Genomic DNA, 22862 nt, shown 5'->3' on the forward strand with positions numbered 1-22862 from the left:
GGGTATCGCCGTACCCCTCCGCCCGCCGAGCTGTGTGCGCGTCTGTCGAGCCGTGTCGGTCACCCGATCGAGTTGGTCGGCAGGAGCCTTCCTTCCGTCCGGTCATTCGGCTGCGTTATACCGTTTCCGGATAAGTATCTCATTACATACCTTACTGATCTGTCGGAAGAACGTCAGAACTACACGATCTACCACGAGATCGCGCACATTCTGCTTGGCCATCTCGTCGTTGGCGCGACCGACACGCCACTGCTGTGCGGATCTCTCCTAGTCAATCAGGACGATGGCCCAGTTGGGTCGCACTACGGTCAGCGATCTGAATGGGAAGCCGAGACGCTCGGCGCGTTTTTGTCGAGCTGGTCGAAGCTACCCATCCGCGCGGCGTGGGACGACCTAGGGCGAACAGGTGGAGCTCTAGGTCGAGCTCTCGGCGGACAGGGAGTGTGAGGGAGGTGTCGTACTTTCTGGCAGTGGCATGCGGAGTCGTGTTCGTGTGGAGACTTATTCATGCATTGAGAGCACCCCGCTCACCAGATCCCTGGGTGTCCGTCCTTTTCAGCGCAGGCCTCGGCGTGATGGTTCTACTCAACCGTCCGGATTTCTCTAATTGGGTTGACGAAGTACTAGGATCTCACGTAGCTGGCATTGTGCGCAATCTTGTGATCGTCGGCGCTTTTGCGTCGATGCAGCTGTTCTACCTTCGCAACATCGCCGAATACAGGCCGCGACAGCGCCGGTACGTCGAAATTGTGGCGCTAACTGCTACGGTGCTGGTCATCCTGATCGTGCCGATGTTTGTCATGGCGCCGTTCGAGCTGAGCTTCACGAGTCGTGATATCCAGGACCCGGCGGTTCTGGTGTTCTTCGTGTCGGTAAGTGTGTACCTCGTGTACGCCTGCATTACGCAGGTATTTTGGGCTTCCCGGGACAGCGTTAGCCTCTACAAGGAACGAGCTTGGGACCTCCTTGTTGTTGCAGTTTCACTCGCCGTCGGCTGCGTTGTCTACCTCATCCTGCTGGGTGCGCGCGTTTCGTACTATGCGCAAGTCCTGTTTGGCTCCGGCTCTGTGTCTATCAACATGTGGTCCGGAGGCTTGGTTGCGATCCGGGTCTCCGTGTTGGCAATGCTCCTAGCGGTGTTCTACCCCGGCGCCGTCGCCGACTTAAGGCTACTTCTGCACCGTGGAGCGCAGATGTACTCCTATGTGCGGCTCGCGCCTCTAGACCGAGTCGTTCGATCGCTCTACCCAGAACTGGTTCGGCCAGATGCACCCGTCGGCAGTCGAGGAACCAGCGAAACGCGAGGACGTGCTTGGATTTTCCCGTCTCGACTTTCATGTGAGCTGCGTGAGCAGCGCTGCAGCGATGGGTACGCGCGACTTTACAACGTTTTCGCTGGCTTCACCGCAGATGGTCGCGACGATGTGACGGTCGTTGTCGATCAGTTCGGGAAGATGCCTAGTGATCTGCCTGAGAGGGCACGGACTGGCGCGACCAGGCCCCTTATGGAGGTGTCGGGCTGGCTTCAGAGGGGCCATGTTCCACAGGTGCTATCCAATCAGTCAGTATAGAGCGAGGAACCAGTAAGGTGAGTGCCAAGATGGCGCAAATTTTGGTAGCGGATCGGCTCATCTCGCGAGGGCGAGAGCATTTCGGAGTTGGGGATGCGGTGCGTGTCTCGCAGGGGCGGATCGACGCGATCGGCAGCGCGAACGAGCTCATCGCTGCAGATCCCGAGGCGACCGTCTCGCGTTTTGCTGGGCACAGCATTATGCCCGGGCTCATCAACAGCCATGTCCATCTCGGTGGCGATTGCAGCAAGTCGTCGTTCGACACGTTGTGCTCTGGCGCGCCCGACGACGTACGAGCCCTGATCCGAACCAACGCACGGAGCTGCCTGCGAGCCGGCTGCACCACAGTCCGAGACCTCGGTGACGCCGGTGGATACGTAGCGAGGTTCCGAGACTCGACTGCAGACGCTGACCGCGTGCGACCTACGGTGCTCTCCGCGGGGACCCCGATCACGATCACAGGTGGACACTGCTGGTATCTAGGCGGGATCGCAGACTCGGCGGCGGAGATTCGGTCTGCAATCGACCGTTCAGCCGACGATGTAGACCTAATCAAGATCATGGCGGGTGGGGGGTATGTGACGTCAGAGGGGCCTACCCCGTTCGACGCACAATACTCCACTGAGCTAATTGGGGTCGCCGTTGAGCATGCTTCCCGATACGGGCTGCGAGTGGCGGCTCACGCTCACGGTACCGAGCCGATCGTTCGGTGCATTGATGCAGGTGTATCTACCATCGAGCATTGCGGATGGCGGTCGGGCCCCGGTCAGAGAGACCAGAATGAAGCGGCCGTTCGAAAGATGGCTCAGCAGAAAACGGTCGCTGGCGACACGACTCCGGCCGTTTGGCGCGACATTGCCAAGTACGTCACAACTCCAGAGTACAAGTTCGGCAGTCAGCTCACCTGGATGGCGGAGAATGATGTTCGAATTCTGATTGGAACAGACTCGGGAGTGCCCGGGACCAAGTTTGACCAGCTTAAACTGAGCATGGAGCTATATGAAGAGCTGGGCTTCGCTCGTGGCGATATCATCGACATGGTCACAACGGGAGCTGCCGAAGCTCTCGGAATCGGTCACAAGACAGGGGACCTCAGAGTCGGGTTGGCGGCCGATCTGCTGATCGTGGCCGGCAACCCGCTCAACGACCTCAATTGCTTACATCGGCCTCATCGGGTTATCGTTCAGGGTGTTGTGTACTCGCAGCACGATCTTGGTGACGAGCAGAGCTAGAGGTCGAGCGTGGCGTTCTTGACACCCCTCATCCGGCTGTGGGGCTCGCGGCCTGCGGCCCCGGGGCTCAGTAGTTCGGTCGCCGTTCCGGGCTTGGTGGACTCGCGGCTCCCACAGCGAAGTACTCGTTGACCAGCAGCGGAGCCGTCGACGCGGTAACGGCCTTGTCCTGGCCGGTACGACCGTCGAGCACCAGCGGCCCGGCGTCGGTGTAGCCGTAGATCATCCCGTGCCAGGCCGCGGTGACCGTCGGGATGGCCCGTCCGGAGTCGCGGGTGATCCGCCACAGCTCGGTGCCGTCGTCGTCGAAGGCGAGAACGGCGTCGGTTCCGGTGTAGGGGGCCAGCGAGCAGATCGTCAGGTCCTGCTCGTCGGAGCGGCAGGACCAGCCCGGTTGCCCGTTGAGCGGGCTGTCGGCTGGGCGGCCCGTGGCGGTGTCGATGACCTGGCTGCCGCCCCAGGCGTTCTCCACCGTGCGCAGGTTCACCAGCGCCTGCGACGCCCCGACCGGCCAGACGGTGCTGCCGGCGACCCCAGCCCAGCGGGGGCGGCCGTCGGCCAGAGCCAGGCCGCGTAGTTCGTTCTTCGCGAGGTCACGGAACCTGACCACGACGGTGTCGTCGGTGAGCAGCTGCGCGGCGACGTCGGGAACCGACCACACCAGCCTGCCCGAGGTCAGGTCGACCGCGGCGGTGAGCGCGGTGTCGGTGGCCGCGGCGCTGACGATCGCGGTCGTGCCGACCACGCCGGCGACGTAGACGGTGAACCCGGTGAGCGAGGCCTCGAGCCAGGTGTCGGGAAGCGGCACGGTGGTCGTGGTGAGGGTCTGGGCGGTCTGTGGGTCGGCCGAGACCAGCTCGATGCCCCGCCGCGCCGGGGTGGTGCCCTGGCCGGGTTGTTCGACTGGCCACGCGGCGAGCACGCGTCGCCCGGCGGGCAGATCGGCGAGCACCGGGGCGCGCAGGACGTCCGGGGCGCCGATCGCGGTCGGGCGGGACACATCGAGCCCCGCGAACAAGGGCGACCGGGGGAGACCACCGGTGAGCATGTCGCCGGTGGTGAGGTCGGTGCGGGTCAGGCCGCCCTCTGCCAGCGACCAGCCGTGGATGCCGTCGAGGACCTGCGGGACGGGGATGGCGGTGTCGCGGCCAAGGGTGAGCTCGGGTGGCCCGAACGCGGTCGGCGGGTCGAACGCCTGCCTGATGAGAGGTGGGACCGCCGCACGGCCGGGATCGGCGGGGGCGCCGCGGTGCAGCCCGCCAGCACGGCCGCGACCACGAGCGCCACCGCCGCGGCGCTGCGACGTCGCGGTGGTCTAGCGGGTGAACAGGTCGCTGCCGAGGTAGATGTCCCAGTCGGCGTCTTCAAGGCCGTGCCCCCCGGATCGCAGGTGATAGCTCATGCCCGGCCCGCGGAAGCCCTCGCCGGTGGCCGGTGGCCAGCTGGTCGAGGACAGCCCGGTGTCACCGAGACCGTAGAGCTCGTAGACCGGGGCGGCACCGAGATAGGACAGGAACTCGCCCTGGGGGTCGGCGTTGCCGTCCTCCGCGGCCGAGGCGACCACGACCCGGCCGGGCGCGATCAGCGCGAGCAGCTCGTTCTGGTCCACCGGCAGAGCGTCGGCGTTGCTGTCGTAGCGCTTGTAGGTCTCAGGGAACCAGTGCGGGAACTGGGAGTTGATCGCCGAGATCGACTCCCCCGCCGAGTCGCGGCGGGCGAGCTTCGCCCCGGTGGAGCCGGAGTTGTTGGAGATGACCACCGGGAACCGCGGGTCCTGGGCGCCGGCCCACAGCGCGGCCTTCCCACCCCGGGAGTGCCCGATCACCGCGACCTTGCTCGGGTCGATGTCCGGATCGGTCTGCAGGTAGTCCATCGCCCTGCTCGCGCCCCACGCCCACGCGCTGATCGTGCGCCCGGCGTCGGCGGGCAGGTCCTGCCCGGCCGGGTAGAAGGCGTCGATCACGCCGTTGCGGTAGGAACTCGCGTCGTCGGGGGCGATCTCCTCGGCGTTGACCGCGGCCAGGGCGTACCCGGCGCCGGTGATCGTCGCCGCGGGCGCGTAGCCGCCCGAGCCGGGATCGTCCCCGACCGAGCCGCGGTGGTCGATCAGCAGGAACGTGCCCTTAGGCGTGCCCGACGAGGGGGTGAACAGCCGCAGCGTGAAACTCGCGTCGCCCTCCGGGCCGGTCACCGTGATGGTGATCTTCTTCGCTGAGCCGCCCCCTCCGCCGGCCTCGGAGAACGTCGTTTTCGTCGGCGCGGGCAGCGACGTGCCGTAGACGTTCTCCTCGAACGCCGCCAGCAGCTCCGGGCGCTGCTGCTCCCAGGCCCGCGCACTGGTGATCCGCTCACCGGAGTCCGACATCAGCGGATCCGGGGCACCCAGGTCATCAAGCGGACCCGCCACTCGGGCCACTGCCGCCGCGGACACCGGACGGCTCTCGCCGTTGATCCCCGCGGTGCGGGTCACCATCGAGCCGGTCGTCTCTGCGGGCAGCGCGGCCGCGACGACCGCGAGAGCCCCCACCAGAACACCGATCGACGACACTCGGCGCCGCCGCCCGTAAGCAGGCATCATCTGCATCCATTCTTCGGTACAGAGAAGGCTAGTCGATCCATTTTTGTAGATCTACTGTTCGGCGACATGAGCCCCGACGAGACGACGCAGCGGCGGACCCGTCCCGCGGCAGGTCTACGGTCCGCGAGATGAACTACGCCCCCGACGAACAGGACGCGCTCATCGCGGACGCCCTGGCTCTCGGAGGCGATGCCTTCGTTGCCGAACTCCACCAGCAGGCCGGCGAGCAGACCGCCGAGCTCGTCCCGTGGGACGGGCACGGGACCGAACTGCCCGGCTACCGCACGGTGTGGCTGATCATCGCCCGCCGCCTGATCGACGAGCGCCGCGCCGCGCTCGCACTTCTCCCGCTGCGGCCACACCAGCCTGACCTCGACCCCGAACCGCGCGTTCCGGGGCGGGTACCGGCGAACCTCGCGACATCGGCGGGATTCCAGTGGCTGGGCGACGGCCTGCTCAGCGCTGCTGACGAGCTCGACGAGCAACAGCTGCGCGACTACGTCCGCGCACTCGCCCGCCACCTGCACGAACTCGCCCGGACCGCGGAGACCCGGACGGACGCGGGCGACCACATCTGATCTCGCGTCTGCTCACCGTCAGGGGCTTTCGGGTCCTGGACTGCGAGGCGAGATCGAGGAGTAAGTGGGGTGATGCTCATGTTTGGCCGGTAGAGGCAGACTCGTTGCGTGAGCGACCCCGCGGATGACCCGGCCGACGGCGACACCCGGAGCTGGGCCGCAGATGCCGGAGACCAGGCGGCAGAGGTTCTCGGTGGCGCTGGTGAGCTGGCGACGTTGAAGGAGTTCCTGGGGTACATGCGGGACGGAGTGATCCGGAAGGCACTGGATGTCTCCGACGATGCGGGCGGCCGGGCCGGGGTTCCCTCTGGAACCAGCATTGCCTGGATCGTCACTCACCTCGCAGCGTCTGAGCGGTTCTGGTTCTGCGGCCTGACCGTCGACGATTGGGCGGCGGTGTCGGCGCCCCCAGCGGGGCGTCCGATCAGCGCCATGATCGCCGACTACCGGAACGCCATCACCGAAGCCGAGACGATCCTCGACTGCTGGGACGACCTCGACCGGGTGCAGGTGCGGCCGCCGGGCGGTGAGCTCAGAGCCACAGCGCGCTGGATCCTGCAGCACATGATCACCGAGACCGCCCGCCACGCCGGCCACGCCGACATCCTGCGCGAACAGATCGACGGTTCCGTCGGTCGATAGCGACGGCCGGCATACCTCGAGCTGGCGCGAGCTCGGACCGGCGCGGCGGTGCTGGGTGTCAGCATCCTTGCGCATCGGGGAACTGCAGGCAGAGTGGAAGCTGATCCGCGCGAAACGGTGAACCCTCATGAAGGGGGACGGATGTACGAGAGAATCGCGGCCGCCGAGCGAGGCGAGAACCCGACGGTCATGATCCGTATGTCGACGGGCTGGGCGGTCATCGGAGACACGCAGCACCTTCCCGGCTACAGCCTGTTGCTCTATGCAGGCACGGCCAATCATCTCAGTGATCTCGACAGGGTCGAACGCGCCGATTTCCCGATGGACATGTCCATCCTCGGTGAGGCCGTGGCGAACGTGTGCCAGCGGTTCGACAGTGGATACCGAAGAATCAACTACGAGATACTCGGAAACTCATTCGAGCATCTTCACGCACACGTGCATCCACGTTACGAGTGGGAGCCTCCCGCGCATCGCCACAGCCCGGTCTGGACCTACCCCGACCGCAAGTCACCCCGCTACGCACTGTCAGATCGTTACCATCTTCTGCGCGAGGCGATGACCGCCGAGCTCCAGCAACTCGTCCATCTCACCTCGGTGGGGGAACGGTCGGACTCCCCGGTGTGAACCTCTGCTCAGGACGGATCGCGCTGTTCGGGATCGGACAGATCCGGTGCCGGAGCCAGCGGACCGGGCGGGTCATCGCCGGGGCGAGCTTCGGGTGGCGGTCGGTCTGTCCGGGGCCAGCGCGGTAGAGCTTCACGCGGTTGATCTGCTTGATCCGCGGCAGCAGCTCGGCGTCCGGATTGCGCCACCGCTGCGCCCCGGTCACCCAGACGTCCTTGCAGCGCAACCGCTCGCGCAACGCCTGGAACGTCGCGATCTCGTACGCGCTGCGCACCACGCGGCGCCGGCCGCGGGTGTCGCTGCGCCACACCAGCGGCTCCCAGTTCCCGCCCAGCCCCGGATGGAACGGGACGTCCTCATCGAGGGGGTAGTAGGAGCGGTTTCCCGACGCGGCGTGCCGCCCGATCAGCTCCAACGCGTCCAGCACCGGGCGGTGGGTGTTCGACGACCGGAACTCCAGCACGTCGAGCAGCCGGATCAGGCCACGCCGGTGGTGGTTGGTGTACGAGGCGCGCAACGTCGTGCGCACCGTGTGCTGATACACCGGCCCCTTGGTCTTGTACTCGTGGACCAGCTCCCGCAGCGTCTGCTCCCCACCCGACACGGCCCTGGCGGACCGCGGTCAGCTTGTCGATCTCGGTGAGCATGCTCTCTAAGCTCACCGCGCCCTGCTCGCTGCGGATCCCAGCAGCTCCGGACCCGCACCCGCCGCGTCCGACCTGGTCACCGTGCCCGCATCACCGGCTGCGCCGGCGTCGTCTGCGTCGTCGACGGCGTCCTGGTCGAGCTCCACCACGGCCGCTGCGTCGCCCTCGTCCACCGCGGTGTCCACGGCGGCGTCGACGAGCTCGCGAACTCGCGTGGACTGCGGGGCGGCGAGCCGTCCGGCGATCCGGTCGAACAGCGTCTCCTCGGCCCGGTACAGCGCGACCGACACGATCCGCCCCACCCGATCCGGTGTCGGCGGCTCGATCCGTTCGTCGCGGCAGCGCCCCAGCAGCACCTCCCGCACCAGCTCTGGGCGCCGCTCGGCCCGCGCCACGTGCGCGATCAGCCAGTCGATCAGCTTCTCGGAGTCCTCCACCGAGCACTCCCGAAACCCCAGCACCCGGCGCACCTCGGCCCGATGCACCCGAGCCGTCCGGCTCGACTAGTCGTAGTAACCCAGCTCCGAAGCCGGCACCCCGACCTGGCCGAAGACGAACTGGACCACCTCGTCACCGAACTCCGAACGCCCCGCCGGGAACCGGCCCGCGCGCACGAAGAACTTCAGCATCAGCGCGAACCCCAGCCGAGTCGCCCCGGCCTTGTTGCGCAACAACGCCGTCTCATCAGCCAGCAACGTGAAGTGCTCGACCAACTCGTCGAGCTCCAAGACCCGGGCCACACACGCCTCCACCACACCGGCCCCGACCAGCAGGAACCACGCTAGCGCGTGATCACCGGTGCCCGATCCCGGGCCCCCAGCGCAGATCCGCTCACTGGACACGCAGCCGATCACGCAGAGGAGCGATAACCACTCACTTCTCCTTGGTGTCGCGCTCCTTAACAGCAACCCGTCTACCAGAAGCTGTCCCAGCGCGGCGTCGACGCCGACCGCACCCTGCGCCAGCTAGGCACCCTGGGGATCGGCATCGAACCGGTCACCGCCACCGACGCCACCCTGTGGCCGGCCACCCGCACCGCCGGACTCTCGCTCGGCGACCGGTGCTGCCTGGCCCTGGCCACCCGCCTCACCGGACCCGCGATCACCGCCGACACCGCCTGGACACAGCTCGAGGTCGGCGTGACGGTCGTACCCATCTGCTAGACCTACAGGTGCACCACCGTGCACCCGGCCACTCGAGGGAGAGCCACGATGAGACGCTCCTGGTCACGGTCCAGCTGGTCGTGCTCGCGGTCCTGGTCCTGACGGTCGCCCACGCCATCTATCGCGGGAACACCGTGCCCGACCTCAGCCCTGATGGCGCAAACTGAGTCTCTCCACTCCCGCTAGATCAACTGCCCCAGGTTGAGCTGGACGGGGCCCGGCGTGGCGTCGGGACCGAGACAGGTTGCCGCTGAGCTGCCGTGATGAGTGGTCGTCGGCGGAGTGGTGGGAGGCCCGGGTGTTGTCCTGGCCGCGGCATCGCTACCGCTCCAACCGTTGCCGCAAGACGGGGTGCCGTTAAGGGGCGCGACACCAAGGAAAAGTGAGTAGCTATCGCACTCTGGTGTTGTTGCCTGGCGTGTCCGGGGTGCGGGGACCCAGTCCGGGGCCGGGGTCGGCTGCCGATGATCACGCGCTAGCGTGGTTCCTGCTGGTCGGGGCCGGTGTGGTGGAGGCGTGCGTGGCCCGGGTCCTGACCGGGTCGAAGCTGGCGTCGCGGTCGCGCAGGACCTCGATTCGTACCGGGCCGATCTCGGTCAGCGCGGTCTTGGCGCGGGTGCCGTTGCGGGAGTTGCCGCTGTCGTGTCTGGCCCGGTCGTGAGGCTCGTAGCCCAGGTGCTCGCTCATCTCGGCCTCGAGCGCGGTCTCCAGCACCGCCTTGGTCAGCCCGGCGAGCAACGCGCCCGGCCGACGAGCTCCACGCCGTCGGCGCGAGCCGCTTCCACGAGCTGCTGGGCGAGTTGTCGCTGATCAATGCGGTCGGGCACAAGTTCGATCGTGCTGGTCATAGCTGTTCCTCCCGCCGAGCTGCGCTTGGCGTGTCGGACCCGTTACATCCAAGACCGGACAGTCCCAGTCACCGCAGCTCGTCCATGTGCCGGTCGGTTGACAGGTGAGGTGATCAGTGCAGAGGGCGAAGGTGCATGAGTAGTCCGTCGGCCGGGACCGGTAGGGAGGTGTTGTCCCAGCGCGGGCGGTACGCGGGGTCGACGCTCCAACGGTGGGCGCGCAGCATCTCGTGCATGATGGCGGTTACCTCGAGGCTGCCGAAGAGCATGCCGATGCACTTGTGCACTCCGCCGCCGAAGGGGATCCACGCGTCTCGGTGGTTCTTGTCTTCGCGTCGGGGCTCCGCGAAGCGGTCGGGGTCGAACGTGTCCGGCTCGCTCCAGCACGACGGATCGAAATGGTTGACGGCTCCGGCAACCATGATCAGTTGCCCCGCCGGTATGTGGTGTCCGCAGACGGCGGTGTCCGCCACGGTGCGGCGCATCACCACCGGCACCGGCGCGATAAGTCGCAGGGATTCCTTGATCACGCGGTTCAGCGTGTCCAGCGATTCCAGGGCTGCGCGGTCGGGCGGGGCGTCTCCGAGCGCAATCGATTCGGCGCGCGCTTGCTCCTGCCACTCCGGGTTCGCGCCGAGTAGGTAGGCGGCGGCAGAGCTTGTGATGGTCGATGTATCGTGGGCGGCCATCATGAGAAAGATCATGTGATTGATGACGTCGTCATCAGAGAAGGTCTCGCCGTCCGGTGTTCGAGCCTGACATAGCGCTGAGAACAAGTCGGCCCCGTTACTGGCCCGTTTGGCGGCGATGTTCGCCTGGAAGTACCGTTCGAGAACGCGACGACCACGAAGGCCGGCGTGCCAACGTGTGCCTGGGAGGTCCCATTTCACGATGCTGCTGGCCGCACGGACACAGTCCACGAAGGCTTTGTTGACCTCCTCGGCTTCCGGTCCGGGCCGTTCATTCATGAATACTCGGGTGGCGACATCAAGCGTGAGGCTTTTTAGGGCAGGGTAGAGGCGGATGGGTGCATCTTGTCGCCACGTCGGCACGGTCTCCCGGACGCAGGCAACGGTTTCGTCGGTGTAACCCCGCAGGCGTTCGGCGGTGAAGGCTTCCTGCATCACTCGGCGGTGAAAGCGGTGCTCATCGAAATCTAGGAGCATCAGTCCGCGGTGAAAGAAATTGTCGATTAAGAAGCGCCAGCCCGCCTGCGAGAAGGCCTTGTCGGCGTTCGTGAGTACAGCGTGCGTCGCCTCCGGTCCAGCGACCTGGACGACGCGCTCACCTAGGAACCCGGTCCAGGAGACCGGGCCGTACCGCTCGAATCGCGCACGAGTGAATTCGGAGCCGAAGCGGATGTACTCGAGTGTGCGGCCGAGCCCAGGCAGGCCCTGATCGCCGAGAACGGGCAAGAGGCCTGAGCCTGGCGGTGGCGCAGCGAGGGGCGTGCCCGACGCATGGCGTACCTGGTCGAGCAGGCGCCGATCGATCTCAGTAGGTAGAGGAGCGAGCAGTGCTGAGGACATTCGTTCGCGGACGGCGCGTCGAGCGTAGTTGGTGAGGGTGGTCATGCGAGCTCCTTCGGCGATACGTCATGCGATGACTTCAACTGGACCGCGAACAGATGGACGGATGCGCTCGATGCACTGGGAGGATATTTGTAGCGACCGCCTCCAGAATGGGCGACGCCCCAGTAATCACCGAGACTGGATAGAGCAGCGGACTTGTTTTCAAGAGTCGGGCCTGGCACCGAGCGACGCTGTCTGAAGCTGAGCCGAACAACGAGCGCCCTCGTGCGGTGGAACTAGTCGGAGTCGATGCCCATGAGCACCTTTCTGCGCGCGCCCTATCTCGCCTCGAACGGCCGATTCCCTGAAACCCGACTCTGTCCGTCCAGGCCCGTGATGGCCAATCATCAGAAGGTCGGTGACCTCCACCTGGCACCGCACCAAGGGGGGTCCGGCCGGCGAGCGGCGGCCGGTCAGCCCTCAGGAGGCGAGGACGCGGGCGAGGTCCTGGAGGTGATGTGCGCCGTCGGTCTCAAGTTGTGGCAGGCGGCGGGCGCGGTCTTGGACGTTGCGCCAGCGAGTGGCCGGGGGACCCGCCGTCTTGTCGACGGCTCGGGCGGCGATCTCTGACCAGGTACCGGCGAGTTCCTCGTAGATAACGGCGGCGGGGTGGGCGCGCGCGTCGATGTCGGTGAGTTCGGCGAGGAACTGTGCTTGGAGGCGGCGGAATAGGCCGCCGCCGGTTCCAGCCTTCTCGATGAACACCGCGAGGGTGCTCAGGGCGGCGTGCAGGTCGTGCTCGGGGGTCTCCCCGGTACGGTCGAGGACGTCGGGCCATGCCTCGAGGTCGGCGAGGAAGGTGGCGACGCCGCCGAGACCGTGGCCAGCAGCTGGCGCCCCGGGGACGGTGATGATGTTGCCGTCGGTGGGGGCAGTCATGGACTGTGCGGATTGCGCGCAAGCGCTCGCGGCGGCGGTGCGTTGGTCGGGCAGGGAGTCGGGGAAGCGCAGCGGGTAGCAGGTGTGCCTGGTCGGGGTGGGGAAGCCTGTGGAGCTGCGGGCGGCGGCCAAGGCCGCGGCGGGGATAACCTGCGGTTCGGCACGGTCGTTATCGATAACACGAACCTGTTGGCGGTTAGGTTCGTACCCAGTGACGACGATGTCGTGGCGGCTCATCTGCATGCGGACCCGGAGGTAGGGAAGCTCGCTCATGTCGGCCCAACACAGAAGGGGGCGGCCGGCGTTGAGCTCGCGGTCCAGCCAAGCGCGACCCTCGTCTGGGTCGTCGGTGTCATGGGCGAACCCAGCGATGCCGAGGCGTGTGGACAGCGATTCGGTCAGACCGCTGCCACGGCCGACGAGGTAGAACGGGGTGCCAAGCCCTGGTCCGCGTAGGTAGTTGAAGCTGAGGCATCCGCCGAGCCCGAAAACGGTGCCCTCGCTGAGCGGTTTGCCGCCCCAGGACAGACCGGCCCACTCGAGCAGGTCGCGGAGCGCACCGGAGCCGCAGTGCCCGGCCATACGATGTGGGTAGTCCTCGACTCCGATCCAGCCGTGCCCGTCTGTCGTCGTTGTCATGGAAGAGGCTGGCCTTTCACGAGTTCGGGTTCGTCGGTGTCCGCAGCTGGGATGGTCGAGGGGTTAGCGAAGACGTGGCTGATGGCCTCCGGGGAGCCATAGCGATGGAAGTGGGCGAGCGGGACCACGATGAACACAGCGCTGGCCTCGAAGCAGAGCCGACCGCTGGGGTCCGTGCCGGTCGCGTGCATGTGTAGTCGTCGGCCGTCGCGCCGCTCGAGCCGGGCCCAGATGCTGTAGGTCGTGCCGAGGACGGCAGGGGAGTGATAGTCGACCTGCAGCGATCCGGTGACGGCTGGCTCGCCGACTACGTAGAGCAGGAAGCCGAACAGGTCGTCGCAGGCGGTTGCGACCACTCCACCGTGTGCGAGACCGGGCGCGCCGACGTGCCGGGCTGTGAAGACGACGTCGGAATGGACGGCGTCATCCTTGCGGAAAACACGCATCGCGAGCCCAGCCGGGTTAGCGGGGCCACAGCCCAGGCACTGATCGCTGTGCGGAGTCAGTTCTCGAGACCCCGAGGCCGGCGCGCACTCGTCGTCGCGATCGGTTCCAGCCGCTGAGCGTGCCATTCATGGCCTCCGTCGAAGTGTGCCCGTGATATGCGATGGGATCACTCAAGCAGAGTCAGCGCGGCGGTGGGGCACACCGCCGCCGCCGATCTGATTTGCTCGCGGTGCTCCTCAGCAGGTTGATCGGTCTGCAGGTGCACGACGCCGTCGCTGCCGACCTCGAACACGTCCTCGGCTTCCAGCTCGCAGAGTCCGTGCCCAGTGCAGCGGTTGTAGTCGACCCGAACTTCGAGCATTGTGTCCTTCTCTCGCCGGTTCTCGTCTCGGCACCGGGTAAGTTCGTAGATGATTCGGCCTTCTCGGACTTCCTTACAACCCTCGTTGATGCTTTCGAGGCGCACTCCCCCGAGTGATGAGCTCGCTCAGTTTGCGCGGACCATGGTGTAGAGCTTCGCCCGAAGGGACACCCGAAAAGATCAGCCCTGGCGCCAGCAGGGCAAGCGCTTGACGACGTTGAAGAAGTTGCCAGGCGTGAGCTCGGGTTCCCCGACGACGAGGTCGGGCATGCGAGTGAGCAGCTCCGTGAAAAGCGCCTTGAGCTGGAAGCGTGCGAGCTGGTTGCCTAGGCAGTGGTGGATGCCGCCGCCGCCGAAACTGATGTGCGGGTTCGGGTGGCGGGAGAGATCGAAGTCGTGGGGGCGCTCAATGCGTGTCTCGTCCCGGTTGGCCGAGCTGTAGAACATGACCACTTTGTCGCCCGCGGTGATCTTCTGGCCGGCCAGCTCGCAGTCCCGGGCCGCAGTTCGCCGGAACGTCATGATTGGGGTCGCCCACCGCACCATCTCTTCGACCGCGTCGGGCATCCGTCCCTCGATGTCGGCCAACAGCCACGAGCGCTGCTCGGGGAACTCGGTCAACCCCAGGAGGCCGTGGCTGGTGGACTGCCGGGTTGTGTCGTTGCCGGCGATGGTGAGCAGGACGAAGAAGGCGCCAATCTCGTGGTCGGTTAGCTGCTCACCGTCGATCTCGGCCTGTGCGAGAGCTGTGATCAGGTCGTCGGTGGGGTGTTCCCGGCGCTGGCCGGTCAGCTCCGCGGCCAGGGTGTGCATGTAGGTCATCGCCTGGAACAGCGCGGTGAAGACCTCTTCACGGGTCTCGCCGACGAGCTCGGGGTCGTTCCAGCTGGTCCCGACCTTCATGTGGTGGGCGGCTTCTTGTCGCTGGCCGTCCGGCACACCCATGATGTCGTTGATGTTGTGCATCGGCAGCAGCTCGGCGCACTCAGCGACAAAGTCGGTCCGGCCGCCGTCGCGCTCTAACGCGGCGATCAGGTTGTCGACGACCTTCACGGCGTTGGCCTGGATGCGGTCGTTGATCCGGCGCATCTGCTTGGGGGTGAAGGCGGCTGCTACCAGGCGCCGCAGCTTGGTGTGTCGGGGCGGGTCCATCCCGATGATGGACTGGCCGGCTTCGACGAACTCGGCCGGAAGGTTCTCCATGAGGATGCCGGGCCCGGACAGGAAGTCCTGGTGCCGCTTGGTCACCTCCACGAGGTCGTCGTAACGGGTGACCGCCCAGAAGCCGAAGTCGTGCTCGTCCTCGAGTAGCTGCTCCTGGAACGGCGGATGCCAGGTAACCGTGCCTCGCTCGCGCAGCAGTGCGAACGTCTTCTCCCGCACGTCGGCCGAGGTCGACCAGAACGCTCGGGAGGAGATGTCCACGTCGTCGTAGGAACGGTCGGGGTTGCCGCTGGCTGAGCGGGTGACATGGTCGGTCATCGCTGACTCCTTCGTCGCACGAACCTCGGTCGACATCACGTCCACTGAGCGGAATATTGGACGGTAAGGCTTCTCATGTCAAGACATGAGAGCCTCGTACGTCCACTTTTGCTCGTGGGTGTGACGTGGCCGGGAGGCCCGATAGGCGCGTCGGTGGACCCCTATATGCCGTTCATCGTGTCGATGATCCGCATGTCGCGGAGGAAGCGGGCGCCCGATCTCCTCGGAGAGGACCACAGTGAACAGGTGGTCGGCGCCTTGCCCGGCGTAGGCCTTGTCGTACTCCAGGCCCAACCAGCCCAGTGCGCCGCGCTTGCCGAACGGCTAGTGGGTGGGCAACCTGCCGTCGCGTTCCCAGGCGTCGACGTACGGGTCGATCTCCCGCTCGACAAATGTCCGCACGGACCTCCGAAACGCGGTGTACTCCTCGGTGAAGGCGACCATCAGCCATCCAGTCCCAGTCGCGACGCGACGACCTCGTCCATGATCTCGTTCGTCCCGCCGCCGATGCCGAGGATGCGGGCGTCTCGGTAGTGCCGCTCCACCTCGACGCCATGCAAGTAGCCGGCGCCGCCGTGGAGCTGGACGGCCTCGTTGACCACCCAGTCACAGGCCTCGACCGCCTGGTTCTTTGCCATCGCCAGTTCGATGACGACGTCCTCTCCGGCTTCCCAGCGCACGAACACGTCCCGCACGTAGACCCGCGCCACCGTCGCCCGCCGCGCCATCTGGGCGATCCGGTGTCGGACGACCTGCCGGGTCGCCAGCGGCGCACCGAACGTTTCCCGCTGCCTTGCCCACGCGATCGTCAGGTCCACGCAGCGCTGCGCGGTCGCGGCTGCCTGGACCGCGAGCGAGAGCCGCTCCGAGCCGAAGCGCTCCATGATTTGCCGGAACCCGCTGCCCTCCGGGCCCACCAGGTTCGACACCGGCACCCGCACCTCGTCCAGGGAGATCGTCGCGGTGTCCGAGCAGTGCCAGCCCATCTTGCGCAGCGCGGTGCGGTGCACCCCGAGGCGGTCGGTCTCGATCACCAGCAGTGAGATCCCGCGGTGGCCGGGGCCACCCGTGCGCACCGCCGTCGTAACGAAATCTGCGCGGGTACCGGAGGTGATGAAGGTCTTCGCGCCGGTCACCACGTAGTTCTCGCCGTCGCGTACCGCGCGAGTGGTGATGCCTGCGACGTCGGACCCGGTGCCCGGCTCAGTAATGCCCAGCGAGCCGATCAGCTCGCCGAGCAGGGCGGGACGAACAAAGCGATCGGCGAGCTCCGGCGTACCGAACGAGGCGATGTGCGGGCAGGCGATCCCATGGGTGAACAGGCCCGCGACCACCCCGCTTGAGCCGCCCGCGAGAATCAGCTCCTCAGTAGCGATCGCCGAGTCGAGGTGCACGCCCTCGCCGCCGACCGCCTCGGGGAATCCCAGCGCCAGGAGCCCCAGCGCTCCAGCCCGCGCGTGCAGCGAGCGCGGCATCGCACCGGCGTCCTCCCACGCCGCGAGGGAGGGCAGGATCTCCCGCTCGGTAAAGCGGCGGACCAGGGCCCGCAGCTCACGGCGCTCCTCGGTGTCCCACACGGCGTGGGCGAGCGTCGCGGTCACCGCAGCACCGCCGTGGGCGAGGCGGGCGACCCGCACCCGGGATCTTCACGTCCCGGGCGCAGCGGAAGTTGGTCGAGTCCGCGGAAGGACAGGGCGCGCCGCCACTGCGGCGCTCCTGCGACGGTGAGGTGAGGGAAGCGGGAATCGCTGAGTAAGGTCTCAAGCAGTCCCTGCTCCAACGCGACGTCGGCCTCTCCTGCTGCCCCAGCGGCCGAGCTCATCGGGCGACCCGGCCTTCGGCGGCGCAGTACCCAGGGTCCAGGACTCGAACGGCCCACCAGCGGACATCAGCCATGAGCGCACGATGGGCGCAGCGCCGCCAGGTGTCAAGACGTACAGATACGATGTGTCCAGTTCTGAGGGAGATCAGTACACTCCAGAGCCATGAGGGCTGCGGATGACAGCGGACGACGTCAGACCATCGAGGCTGCCCTCTCCGTCGCCGCCGAGGAAGTGGCCGCTCACGGATGGGACGGCCTGCAGATGCAGACCGTCGCCGCCCGCGTGGGCGTCAGCCGCCAGACCCTCTACAACGCGTTCACCAACAAGCACGGACTCGCCCAAGCGCTCGTCCTCCGGCTCACCGAGCAGTTCCTCGCCGGTGTCGAGGATGCTCTGACGCGGGCGGACGACATCGTCGGGCAATGGCGCGCGGCCGTTCTCTACACCCTCAAGACAGCCGCAGCCGACCCGCTGCTCAAGGCTGTCCTCACTGCCGAGAGCCGCGACGAACTGCTACCCCTGCTGACCAGCGACGCCGGACCGGTCATCAACGTCGCCCGCCAACGACTCGCCGGAGCGATCCTGACCGCACGCCCCGACGTCGACCCGGCCACCGCACGCCACGCCGCCGAGACCGCCACACGACTGGCCATCAGCCACATCGTCCTCCCGCTCCACCCCAACGAGGAGGCCGCCGCTCTCATTGCGACCATCGTGGACCGCTACATCGGAACACCAACAGCCCTCGGGCTGACGACGCGACCATCACCCGCTGGTCGCTCGGGAGCCTGACCCGGTTCCCCGGACACGATCCGTGTGCTGATCATGCCGCGGTAGCGGCGATGGCGTGAAGTCATTCGTAGTCGGCGGGGGCGAGGTGGCCGATGCTGCTGTGGCGTCGGCGGGGGTTGTACCAGACCACGCCGAAAAAGTTCACGCTCTCCGAGCGGGGCCGGGAAGATGTGGGTCAGCAGCTCGTCATTTGACCCGGCGGCCCGCCGCGGCGCAGCTAGAGTGCGAGACGCAGAACAAGATCGTCGGAGTCTAAATGATCCAGCTACGTGGCTGCCGCTGAATCTAGATATCTAGATCGGCACAGTAAATCTTGGCTCAATTAAGGTCAGCTGCGCTAATTGGTCGAGGCCGCTCGCCGGATGCGGGGCCGTCAATGCGACCGTAGACGACCATGACCGGTCACAATCTCCACATGCCGGGCGAGTAAGGAGACCAGGTCGCGCCGGTCGCACGAGAACGTCCCTGTCGATGCCAGTCCCATCGCAACGGCCCGCACGACGGTCGCGGCCCGGACGGCGTCAGCCGTCGCAGGGGTGTCGTCTTCGCCATGGGCTGCGCGAACGATGACGTCCTGCCACATCAGGTCGACTGCCGCGACTGCTGCGACTGTGATCTCGCCCGGCCAGCATCGGATCGCGCGCTCCAGCGCAGGTGGGTGGGAGAGCAGTACCTGGATGACCCTGGCGGGGTCCGGCGGGTTGGCTCCGGCGAGCTGTTGTATCGCGTTGTGGTGCGTCTCCACCCATCGCATGACCACCGCCCGGAGGTAGGCCGACCATGTCGGGAAATGGTGGTAGAAAGAACCGGTAGTACTACCCAGCTCGTTGCACACCCGTCGTACCGACAGGGCGCGATTGCTTCCGTTCTCGTCGAGGATCCGTAGCCCGACGGCGAGGTAGTCGCCTGGTGCGAGGGGGGAGGCCGCGCGCTCGGTCACGGTGTCGAAGACGATGCAATCCTCCGGCACCTGATCCGCGAGCCCCTCACGCTCCACGACGCTCGTCACCTGCATCCGCTTCAGCAGGTCCGCGTCGGCAACTGGAGGCATATCGTGGGAACCGGGCAAGGGGTACCAGAACCATGGTCGACACCTCGTCGTCGTCGATTATTGCGGCGGACCGGCTGTGATGGTCAGTCGCGCGCAGCCAGGCGCCTCGGTCACGCAGCAGGCAGGGTAGCGCCTAAGCATTGTGTCGTCATCGCGTGCGCCGTCGGCTACGCCCACTCCCGGCCGTAGCCGGGGGCTTCTGCGCTCTGCTGCGATGGTGGGGCCTCGGGCCGTCCAGGCTGGCGTGCGCCAGGGGGTATTGCACCGCTCAGCGCCGGGTCATTCTCTATGGCCTACCGTCGTTGGGGGCTGTACACCGGCGGCAGAAGCTCGAGCATGGCGCATCTATACACCGGGCTGACCAGAGGAACGGGGGGGGTCGGATGCGGGTCGGCGCAGCCGCCTGGAGAAGAAGGCTAACCCAGGATCCCCGCGGCTACGGCCCTGCTACGGGGCTCACAACCCGAGCCGGGTCACGGCGTTATCAGCGAGTGGGGCGTGGTCGTAGGTTTCGATCATGGAGTCGCTGGTGTGGCGGGTCTGGCGGCGTACCGAGCGGCGGTCGGCGCCGTTACGGCGGGCGGTGGTGACAAACCTGGCCTCCACTGATCTGCCTCGTCCTCACCCTGCTCACTCCCGCCTGGCTGAGGGCCAAGGCCCGGTCCGGCGGGCACCGGGAGCGGAACGAGCTGCTCGCCGAGTCCTACCGCCGGTACCTGCCTCGCCGCGATGGCGGGTAGTCCGGCACACGCCGAACTGGCCGGACACTGCACGGTCGTCGCCCCGCGCCCAGGGGCCCTTGCCCGGGCCCGGAGGAGACCTCGGAGACCGCCAGTCAGCGCCGCCACCGCCGCACACTGCGTCGTCGCGGCGCGGGTCCCAGGTGAAGCCGGACCGGTCCGCTACCGTGGCTGATCGTGTCCAATGGCCAGTCCCGCGAGCTCACCGCCGCGGCCGCGGCCGCCGGGCTGGTGCCCGTCACCGACCTCGACGGCGGCCCGCTCTCGGTCGAGGAGGCCGCCTACGGCCAAGCCTCGAAGGCCGCGGCGACCATCGAGGCCTACCGCGCCGACTGGGACGAGTTCTGCGACTGGTGCGCCGGCGCACACCATGCGCCTGCACCCGCCCCACCGGCCGCGGTCAGCGGGTACCTGACCGCCCTGGCTCGAGCCGGAGCGAAGGTCTCCACCATGAGCCGGCGCATGGCCGCGGTCCGGTTCTTCCACGCCCTGCAGGACCTACCCGACCCGACCAGCCCGGCCCGGGTCACCACGGTCTGGGAGGGCATCCGGCGCGTCCATGGCGCCCCACCCGATCAGGCGCCGCCGCTGATGCCCCCACAGCTGTTCGACCTAGTCGCAGCCACCGCCATCACCCGCGACTTCCGCACCCGCCCATCAGAGCCGGAACTGGCTGGCGCCCGCGACCGCGCCCTGCTGCTGATCGGGTTCTTCTGGCGGGCTCGGTCGCTCAAGACGCTGGCCACCAACCGGCTATCCTCTTCCCACGTCACCGGGACGCCTTCCGCAGGTCCGACACTCGGGACCGGGACAGCTGAAGGACGCGAGCGATCTCCGTCCCGGACAGCCCGAGGTCGTCGAGCAGCGCGACGGCGGCGCGGGACTCCTTCGCCGCGGCCTCCTGCTCCAGCTGCGCGGCCCGGGTCCGGGCACGGGCCGCGGTGATGCGCTCCTGCACCGCCGAGTCGAACACCGGCCGGATCTCGACCGGGGCGTCACCGTCGCGGTCGTCGAGCGCGAGATAATCCCGCACCATCGCCTCCGCCCCACCGAGGGTCCGAGACTGCGTCACCCCGACCTCGGCGCCGTGCTCGTCGGCGATGTGGAGTTCCCATCCGCGCTCCCACCGGCGCGCGGTCACGAAGTACCTCACTGCAACCACCCTTCCGGCAGGCACGCCATGCGCTTGCCGATGCTGCGCACCACCCCGGGCGAGATGGTGCGATGCCGGGGGACCGGCGTGGTGTGGGCGCCGCAGGGGCAGCCCCACTTGTTGTGCGGTCCGGCCTCGGACAGCACGCGGCAGTCGTGAGTGAGGAGGGCCCGCTCGACGTCGCGGAGCTTCATGGACGGGACCACACCGACGAGGGTACGCCCCGGAAGGACTGCCGTGTCCACCCCGGGTGGACAACTACGGCTGTGCGCCGAGCCCTGACCCGCCGCGCCGGAGCTTCCCCGACGCGAAATCGACGAGGATCTCGTCCCCGAACGCCAGGTCGCCCCGCGCCGCGGGGGTGTTCTCGACGGCACCTCCGCAGGCCGACACCAGGAGCGTGGCCACGGTTGCGAGTGTGAGCAGGGTCAGGGTGCGCAGCCGGCGGGACCGTCCCCGGGGCGCAGTCGTGTCAGGCACCGTTGCCTACGGAGCCCGCGCCGAACCGGCGGGGCAGGTAGCTGAGCAGGAACATGATCGCGCAGTAGACGAGCGCGGTCGCCGAGGCCTCGCGCAGGGCGCCGCCGTTCTCGAACTGGTCGTAGATGGCGATCGAGAGGATCTCGGTGTCGGTGGTGTAGGGGAACAGCGGGACGGTCAGCTCCCGCATGCTGAGCATGAGCAGCAGCAGGAACGTGGACAGGACCGCGACGCGCAGCAGCGGCAGAGTGATCACTGCGACGGCCCGGCTGCGGCGGGCGCCCAGCATCACGGCGCTGTCCTCCAGGTCACGGTCGGTGGACCGGATCGAGGCCGCGATGCCACGGAAGCCCTGCGGCATCTGGACCGCGACGAACCCGATGATCAGGACCCAGAGCGTGCCGTACACCGGCAGCGGCATGATCAGCCAGGTCCACAGCAGATGAGAGCGGTGATGGTGGAGCGCAGCGGCCGGTAATGGTCGCCGGTCAGAAAGGCCTCGCGGTCGTCGACCATCGCTGCGGTGTCGCCGCGGTGGCGCCGGCGCCCGGGCAGCAGTGACAGATGCCCGGTCCGGGCGATGTCGAACGCATGCCCGGACGGGCACCGCATGGTGCGGCTGGCGCGGTTCAACGGGCTGGCGCAGTGCGGGCAGGTCAGCCACTTCGCGACCGCGTCGAGTGCGCGGCTGGCGTCACCTGAGGAGTAGCGGTGCCGGCCCGCCGGCGATCGCGGTCCTGTGGTCTCAGCTGTCAGACTCAGACGATGGGACCTGCTCCACCCCACGATCGCGGCCACCCTCCGATCGACTTCCCGTTCTTCGGGGGCTTCCCGTGGACGGGCCCGACCTGGGTCGAGTTCTACGAAGGCGCGCTCGGCTACCCGATGACCACTCTCTGGCTGGGGCACCGGGTCGAGAACGGCCGTGCCCACATCTCCGTGGGCACGAACACCTACCGACCCGGCGGAATCGAGCTGGGCGAGGAGCTCGCCTTCGGCAGCCTCTTCACGTTGTCCGAGCGCATGCGCCCAGACCGAACCGCCGTCGAGTTACCCGAGGGCTTCAACAAAGCCCAGGTCGACCACGTCTACGAGTCCTCCCAGAGGTGGCGGGAATGGCCCACCATCCCGTGCGAGGTCGACGGACGGGAAAAGGTCCTGTCCCACCGCCGCTACGCTTGGGGCTGGGCCGGGTTCATCTGCGACGTCGGGGTGGCCGGGGTCAAGCTCGTCGCCGTCGACGTCGAGCCGGACACCATCGCGTTGCGAACGGTCAGGACACCGCAGACCTACGGCTTCGACCCCTCGCAGCGGCTGTCCGTCTCCGATCTCCACGAACAAGCGGACCTGGCCGGGGACGCCCGTCTGCCACTGCCGTGGGCCGACACGGTCCATCCCGACCAGCAGGCGCTGATCGATCACCACGGTCTCGGGTGATGAGGACGGGATCTGCTGCGGGGCGCTCGGAACTCGCGGTCGGCGCTGCGCGTGCAATCGGTGGGAACGCGGTCGTCGTCGACCGGTGCCACCCGTTCGCCGCCGCGATCGACACCGACGG

General features: G+C 67.4%; 23 protein-coding genes and 4 pseudogenes. 9 read left to right on the forward strand and 18 right to left on the reverse strand.

What is annotated here, in order from left to right; all coding sequences use genetic code 11:
• Positions 1-542 precede the first annotated feature (542 nt).
• Positions 543-1571, forward strand: coding sequence for a hypothetical protein (locus ATL51_RS00200; protein WP_157818128.1), 1029 nt, complete (start codon positions 543-545; stop codon positions 1569-1571).
• Between the two features lie 200 nt (positions 1572-1771).
• Positions 1772-2803, forward strand: a complete 1032-nt coding sequence (locus ATL51_RS00205; protein ID WP_246354011.1) for an amidohydrolase family protein — start codon at positions 1772-1774, stop codon at positions 2801-2803.
• A 67-nt stretch (positions 2804-2870) separates the two neighbouring features.
• On the opposite strand, the gene ATL51_RS00210 is transcribed toward ATL51_RS00205, so the two are convergent.
• Positions 2871-3803, reverse strand: coding sequence for a hypothetical protein (locus tag ATL51_RS00210; protein WP_157818129.1), 933 nt, complete (start codon positions 3801-3803; stop codon positions 2871-2873).
• A gap of 315 nt (positions 3804-4118) precedes the next feature.
• Positions 4119-5330 (reverse strand): dienelactone hydrolase family protein, encoded by a 1212-nt coding sequence (locus ATL51_RS00220; protein WP_224400936.1) that lies wholly within the window; start codon positions 5328-5330, stop codon positions 4119-4121.
• 179 nt (positions 5331-5509) lie between these two features.
• Here ATL51_RS00220 and ATL51_RS00225 point away from each other — a divergent pair, with 179 nt between their 5' ends.
• The 3 genes from ATL51_RS00225 to ATL51_RS00235 all read left to right on the forward strand — a co-directional run bounded on the left by ATL51_RS00225 (position 5510) and on the right by ATL51_RS00235 (position 7228).
• Positions 5510-5959 (forward strand): hypothetical protein, encoded by a 450-nt coding sequence (locus ATL51_RS00225; protein ID WP_100877171.1) that lies wholly within the window; start codon positions 5510-5512, stop codon positions 5957-5959.
• A gap of 108 nt (positions 5960-6067) precedes the next feature.
• Complete coding sequence (locus ATL51_RS00230) at positions 6068-6601, forward strand: mycothiol transferase (protein ID WP_208622862.1); 534 nt, start codon at positions 6068-6070, stop codon at positions 6599-6601.
• 141 nt (positions 6602-6742) lie between these two features.
• Positions 6743-7228: an HIT domain-containing protein gene (locus ATL51_RS00235; RefSeq protein WP_100877172.1), complete on the forward strand. Its 486-nt coding sequence runs from the start codon at positions 6743-6745 to the stop codon at positions 7226-7228.
• Here ATL51_RS00235 and ATL51_RS00240 read toward each other — a convergent pair.
• The 10 genes and pseudogenes from ATL51_RS00240 to ATL51_RS00295 form a co-directional block, all read right to left on the reverse strand.
• A complete protein-coding gene (locus ATL51_RS00240; RefSeq protein ID WP_100877173.1) occupies positions 7191-7832 on the reverse strand; it encodes a hypothetical protein in 642 nt (213 codons plus the stop codon). The genes ATL51_RS00235 and ATL51_RS00240 overlap by 38 nt on opposite strands.
• Positions 7833-7886: 54 nt before the next feature.
• Positions 7887-8729, reverse strand: a pseudogene (locus tag ATL51_RS29150) (DUF4158 domain-containing protein).
• An 846-nt stretch (positions 8730-9575) separates the two neighbouring features.
• A pseudogene (locus ATL51_RS29975) lies at positions 9576-9886 on the reverse strand (transposase); the annotation flags it as partial.
• Positions 9887-9999: 113 nt separating this feature from the next.
• Complete coding sequence (locus tag ATL51_RS00265; RefSeq protein WP_100877177.1) at positions 10000-11460, reverse strand: cytochrome P450; 1461 nt, start codon at positions 11458-11460, stop codon at positions 10000-10002.
• A 417-nt stretch (positions 11461-11877) separates the two neighbouring features.
• Complete coding sequence (locus ATL51_RS00270) at positions 11878-12918, reverse strand: BtrH N-terminal domain-containing protein (protein WP_208622863.1); 1041 nt, start codon at positions 12916-12918, stop codon at positions 11878-11880.
• Between the two features lie 53 nt (positions 12919-12971).
• Complete coding sequence (locus tag ATL51_RS00275; protein WP_224400935.1) at positions 12972-13421, reverse strand: PaaI family thioesterase; 450 nt, start codon at positions 13419-13421, stop codon at positions 12972-12974.
• A 167-nt stretch (positions 13422-13588) separates the two neighbouring features.
• Complete coding sequence (locus tag ATL51_RS00280) at positions 13589-13783, reverse strand: ferredoxin (protein ID WP_100877179.1); 195 nt, start codon at positions 13781-13783, stop codon at positions 13589-13591.
• A gap of 180 nt (positions 13784-13963) precedes the next feature.
• Positions 13964-15265 carry a cytochrome P450 gene (locus ATL51_RS00285; protein WP_100877224.1) on the reverse strand — a complete coding sequence of 434 codons (1302 nt, stop codon included), beginning with the start codon at positions 15263-15265 and terminating at the stop codon, positions 13964-13966.
• Positions 15266-15343: 78 nt separating this feature from the next.
• Positions 15344-15709: pseudogene (locus ATL51_RS00290) on the reverse strand (acyl-CoA dehydrogenase family protein).
• Positions 15709-16866 carry an acyl-CoA dehydrogenase family protein gene (locus tag ATL51_RS00295; protein ID WP_100877225.1) on the reverse strand — a complete coding sequence of 386 codons (1158 nt, stop codon included), beginning with the start codon at positions 16864-16866 and terminating at the stop codon, positions 15709-15711. Before ATL51_RS00295 ends, ATL51_RS00290 begins: the two are co-directional and overlap by 1 nt.
• Positions 16867-17250: 384 nt before the next feature.
• Here ATL51_RS00295 and ATL51_RS00300 point away from each other — a divergent pair, with 384 nt between their 5' ends.
• Positions 17251-17880, forward strand: a complete 630-nt coding sequence (locus ATL51_RS00300) for a TetR/AcrR family transcriptional regulator (RefSeq protein WP_100877180.1) — start codon at positions 17251-17253, stop codon at positions 17878-17880.
• A 373-nt stretch (positions 17881-18253) separates the two neighbouring features.
• Here ATL51_RS00300 and ATL51_RS00305 read toward each other — a convergent pair whose 3' ends face one another.
• A complete protein-coding gene (locus tag ATL51_RS00305; protein WP_157818132.1) occupies positions 18254-18889 on the reverse strand; it encodes a TetR/AcrR family transcriptional regulator in 636 nt (211 codons plus the stop codon).
• 1013 nt (positions 18890-19902) lie between these two features.
• Here ATL51_RS00305 and ATL51_RS29765 point away from each other — a divergent pair.
• Positions 19903-20148, forward strand: a pseudogene (locus ATL51_RS29765) (site-specific integrase); the annotation flags it as partial.
• 292 nt (positions 20149-20440) lie between these two features.
• On the opposite strand, the gene ATL51_RS29165 reads toward ATL51_RS29765, so the two are convergent.
• The 5 genes from ATL51_RS29165 to ATL51_RS29770 form a co-directional block, all read right to left on the reverse strand.
• Entirely contained in the window at positions 20441-20824 is a 384-nt protein-coding gene (locus ATL51_RS29165; RefSeq protein WP_224400982.1) for a hypothetical protein, read from the reverse strand.
• The gene (locus ATL51_RS00315; protein WP_100877226.1) at positions 20821-21018 is read right to left on the reverse strand and encodes a type II toxin-antitoxin system HicA family toxin; all 198 of its coding nucleotides are present in this window, start codon (positions 21016-21018) and stop codon (positions 20821-20823) included. The genes ATL51_RS29165 and ATL51_RS00315 overlap by 4 nt, the downstream gene beginning before the upstream one ends.
• A gap of 64 nt (positions 21019-21082) precedes the next feature.
• Positions 21083-21232, reverse strand: coding sequence for a hypothetical protein (locus ATL51_RS27835; protein ID WP_157818134.1), 150 nt, complete (start codon positions 21230-21232; stop codon positions 21083-21085).
• Positions 21233-21296: 64 nt separating this feature from the next.
• Complete coding sequence (locus ATL51_RS00320; RefSeq protein ID WP_224400933.1) at positions 21297-21725, reverse strand: ABC transporter permease subunit; 429 nt, start codon at positions 21723-21725, stop codon at positions 21297-21299.
• Positions 21726-21727: 2 nt separating this feature from the next.
• Positions 21728-21916 (reverse strand): putative RNA methyltransferase, encoded by a 189-nt coding sequence (locus tag ATL51_RS29770; protein ID WP_357461251.1) that lies wholly within the window; start codon positions 21914-21916, stop codon positions 21728-21730.
• Between ATL51_RS29770 and ATL51_RS29170 the strand changes: the two genes are divergently transcribed.
• Positions 21885-22013: a hypothetical protein gene (locus ATL51_RS29170; RefSeq protein ID WP_255624023.1), complete on the forward strand. Its 129-nt coding sequence runs from the start codon at positions 21885-21887 to the stop codon at positions 22011-22013. The two genes, ATL51_RS29770 and ATL51_RS29170, sit on opposite strands and share 32 nt — an antisense overlap.
• A 2-nt stretch (positions 22014-22015) precedes the next feature.
• Positions 22016-22741, forward strand: a complete 726-nt coding sequence (locus ATL51_RS00325; RefSeq protein ID WP_167409926.1) for a hypothetical protein — start codon at positions 22016-22018, stop codon at positions 22739-22741.
• Positions 22742-22862: the final 121 nt, after the last annotated feature.

Origin of the sequence: Pseudonocardia alni (genome assembly GCF_002813375.1) — a bacterium.
Lineage (GTDB): Bacteria > Actinomycetota > Actinomycetes > Mycobacteriales > Pseudonocardiaceae > Pseudonocardia > Pseudonocardia alni.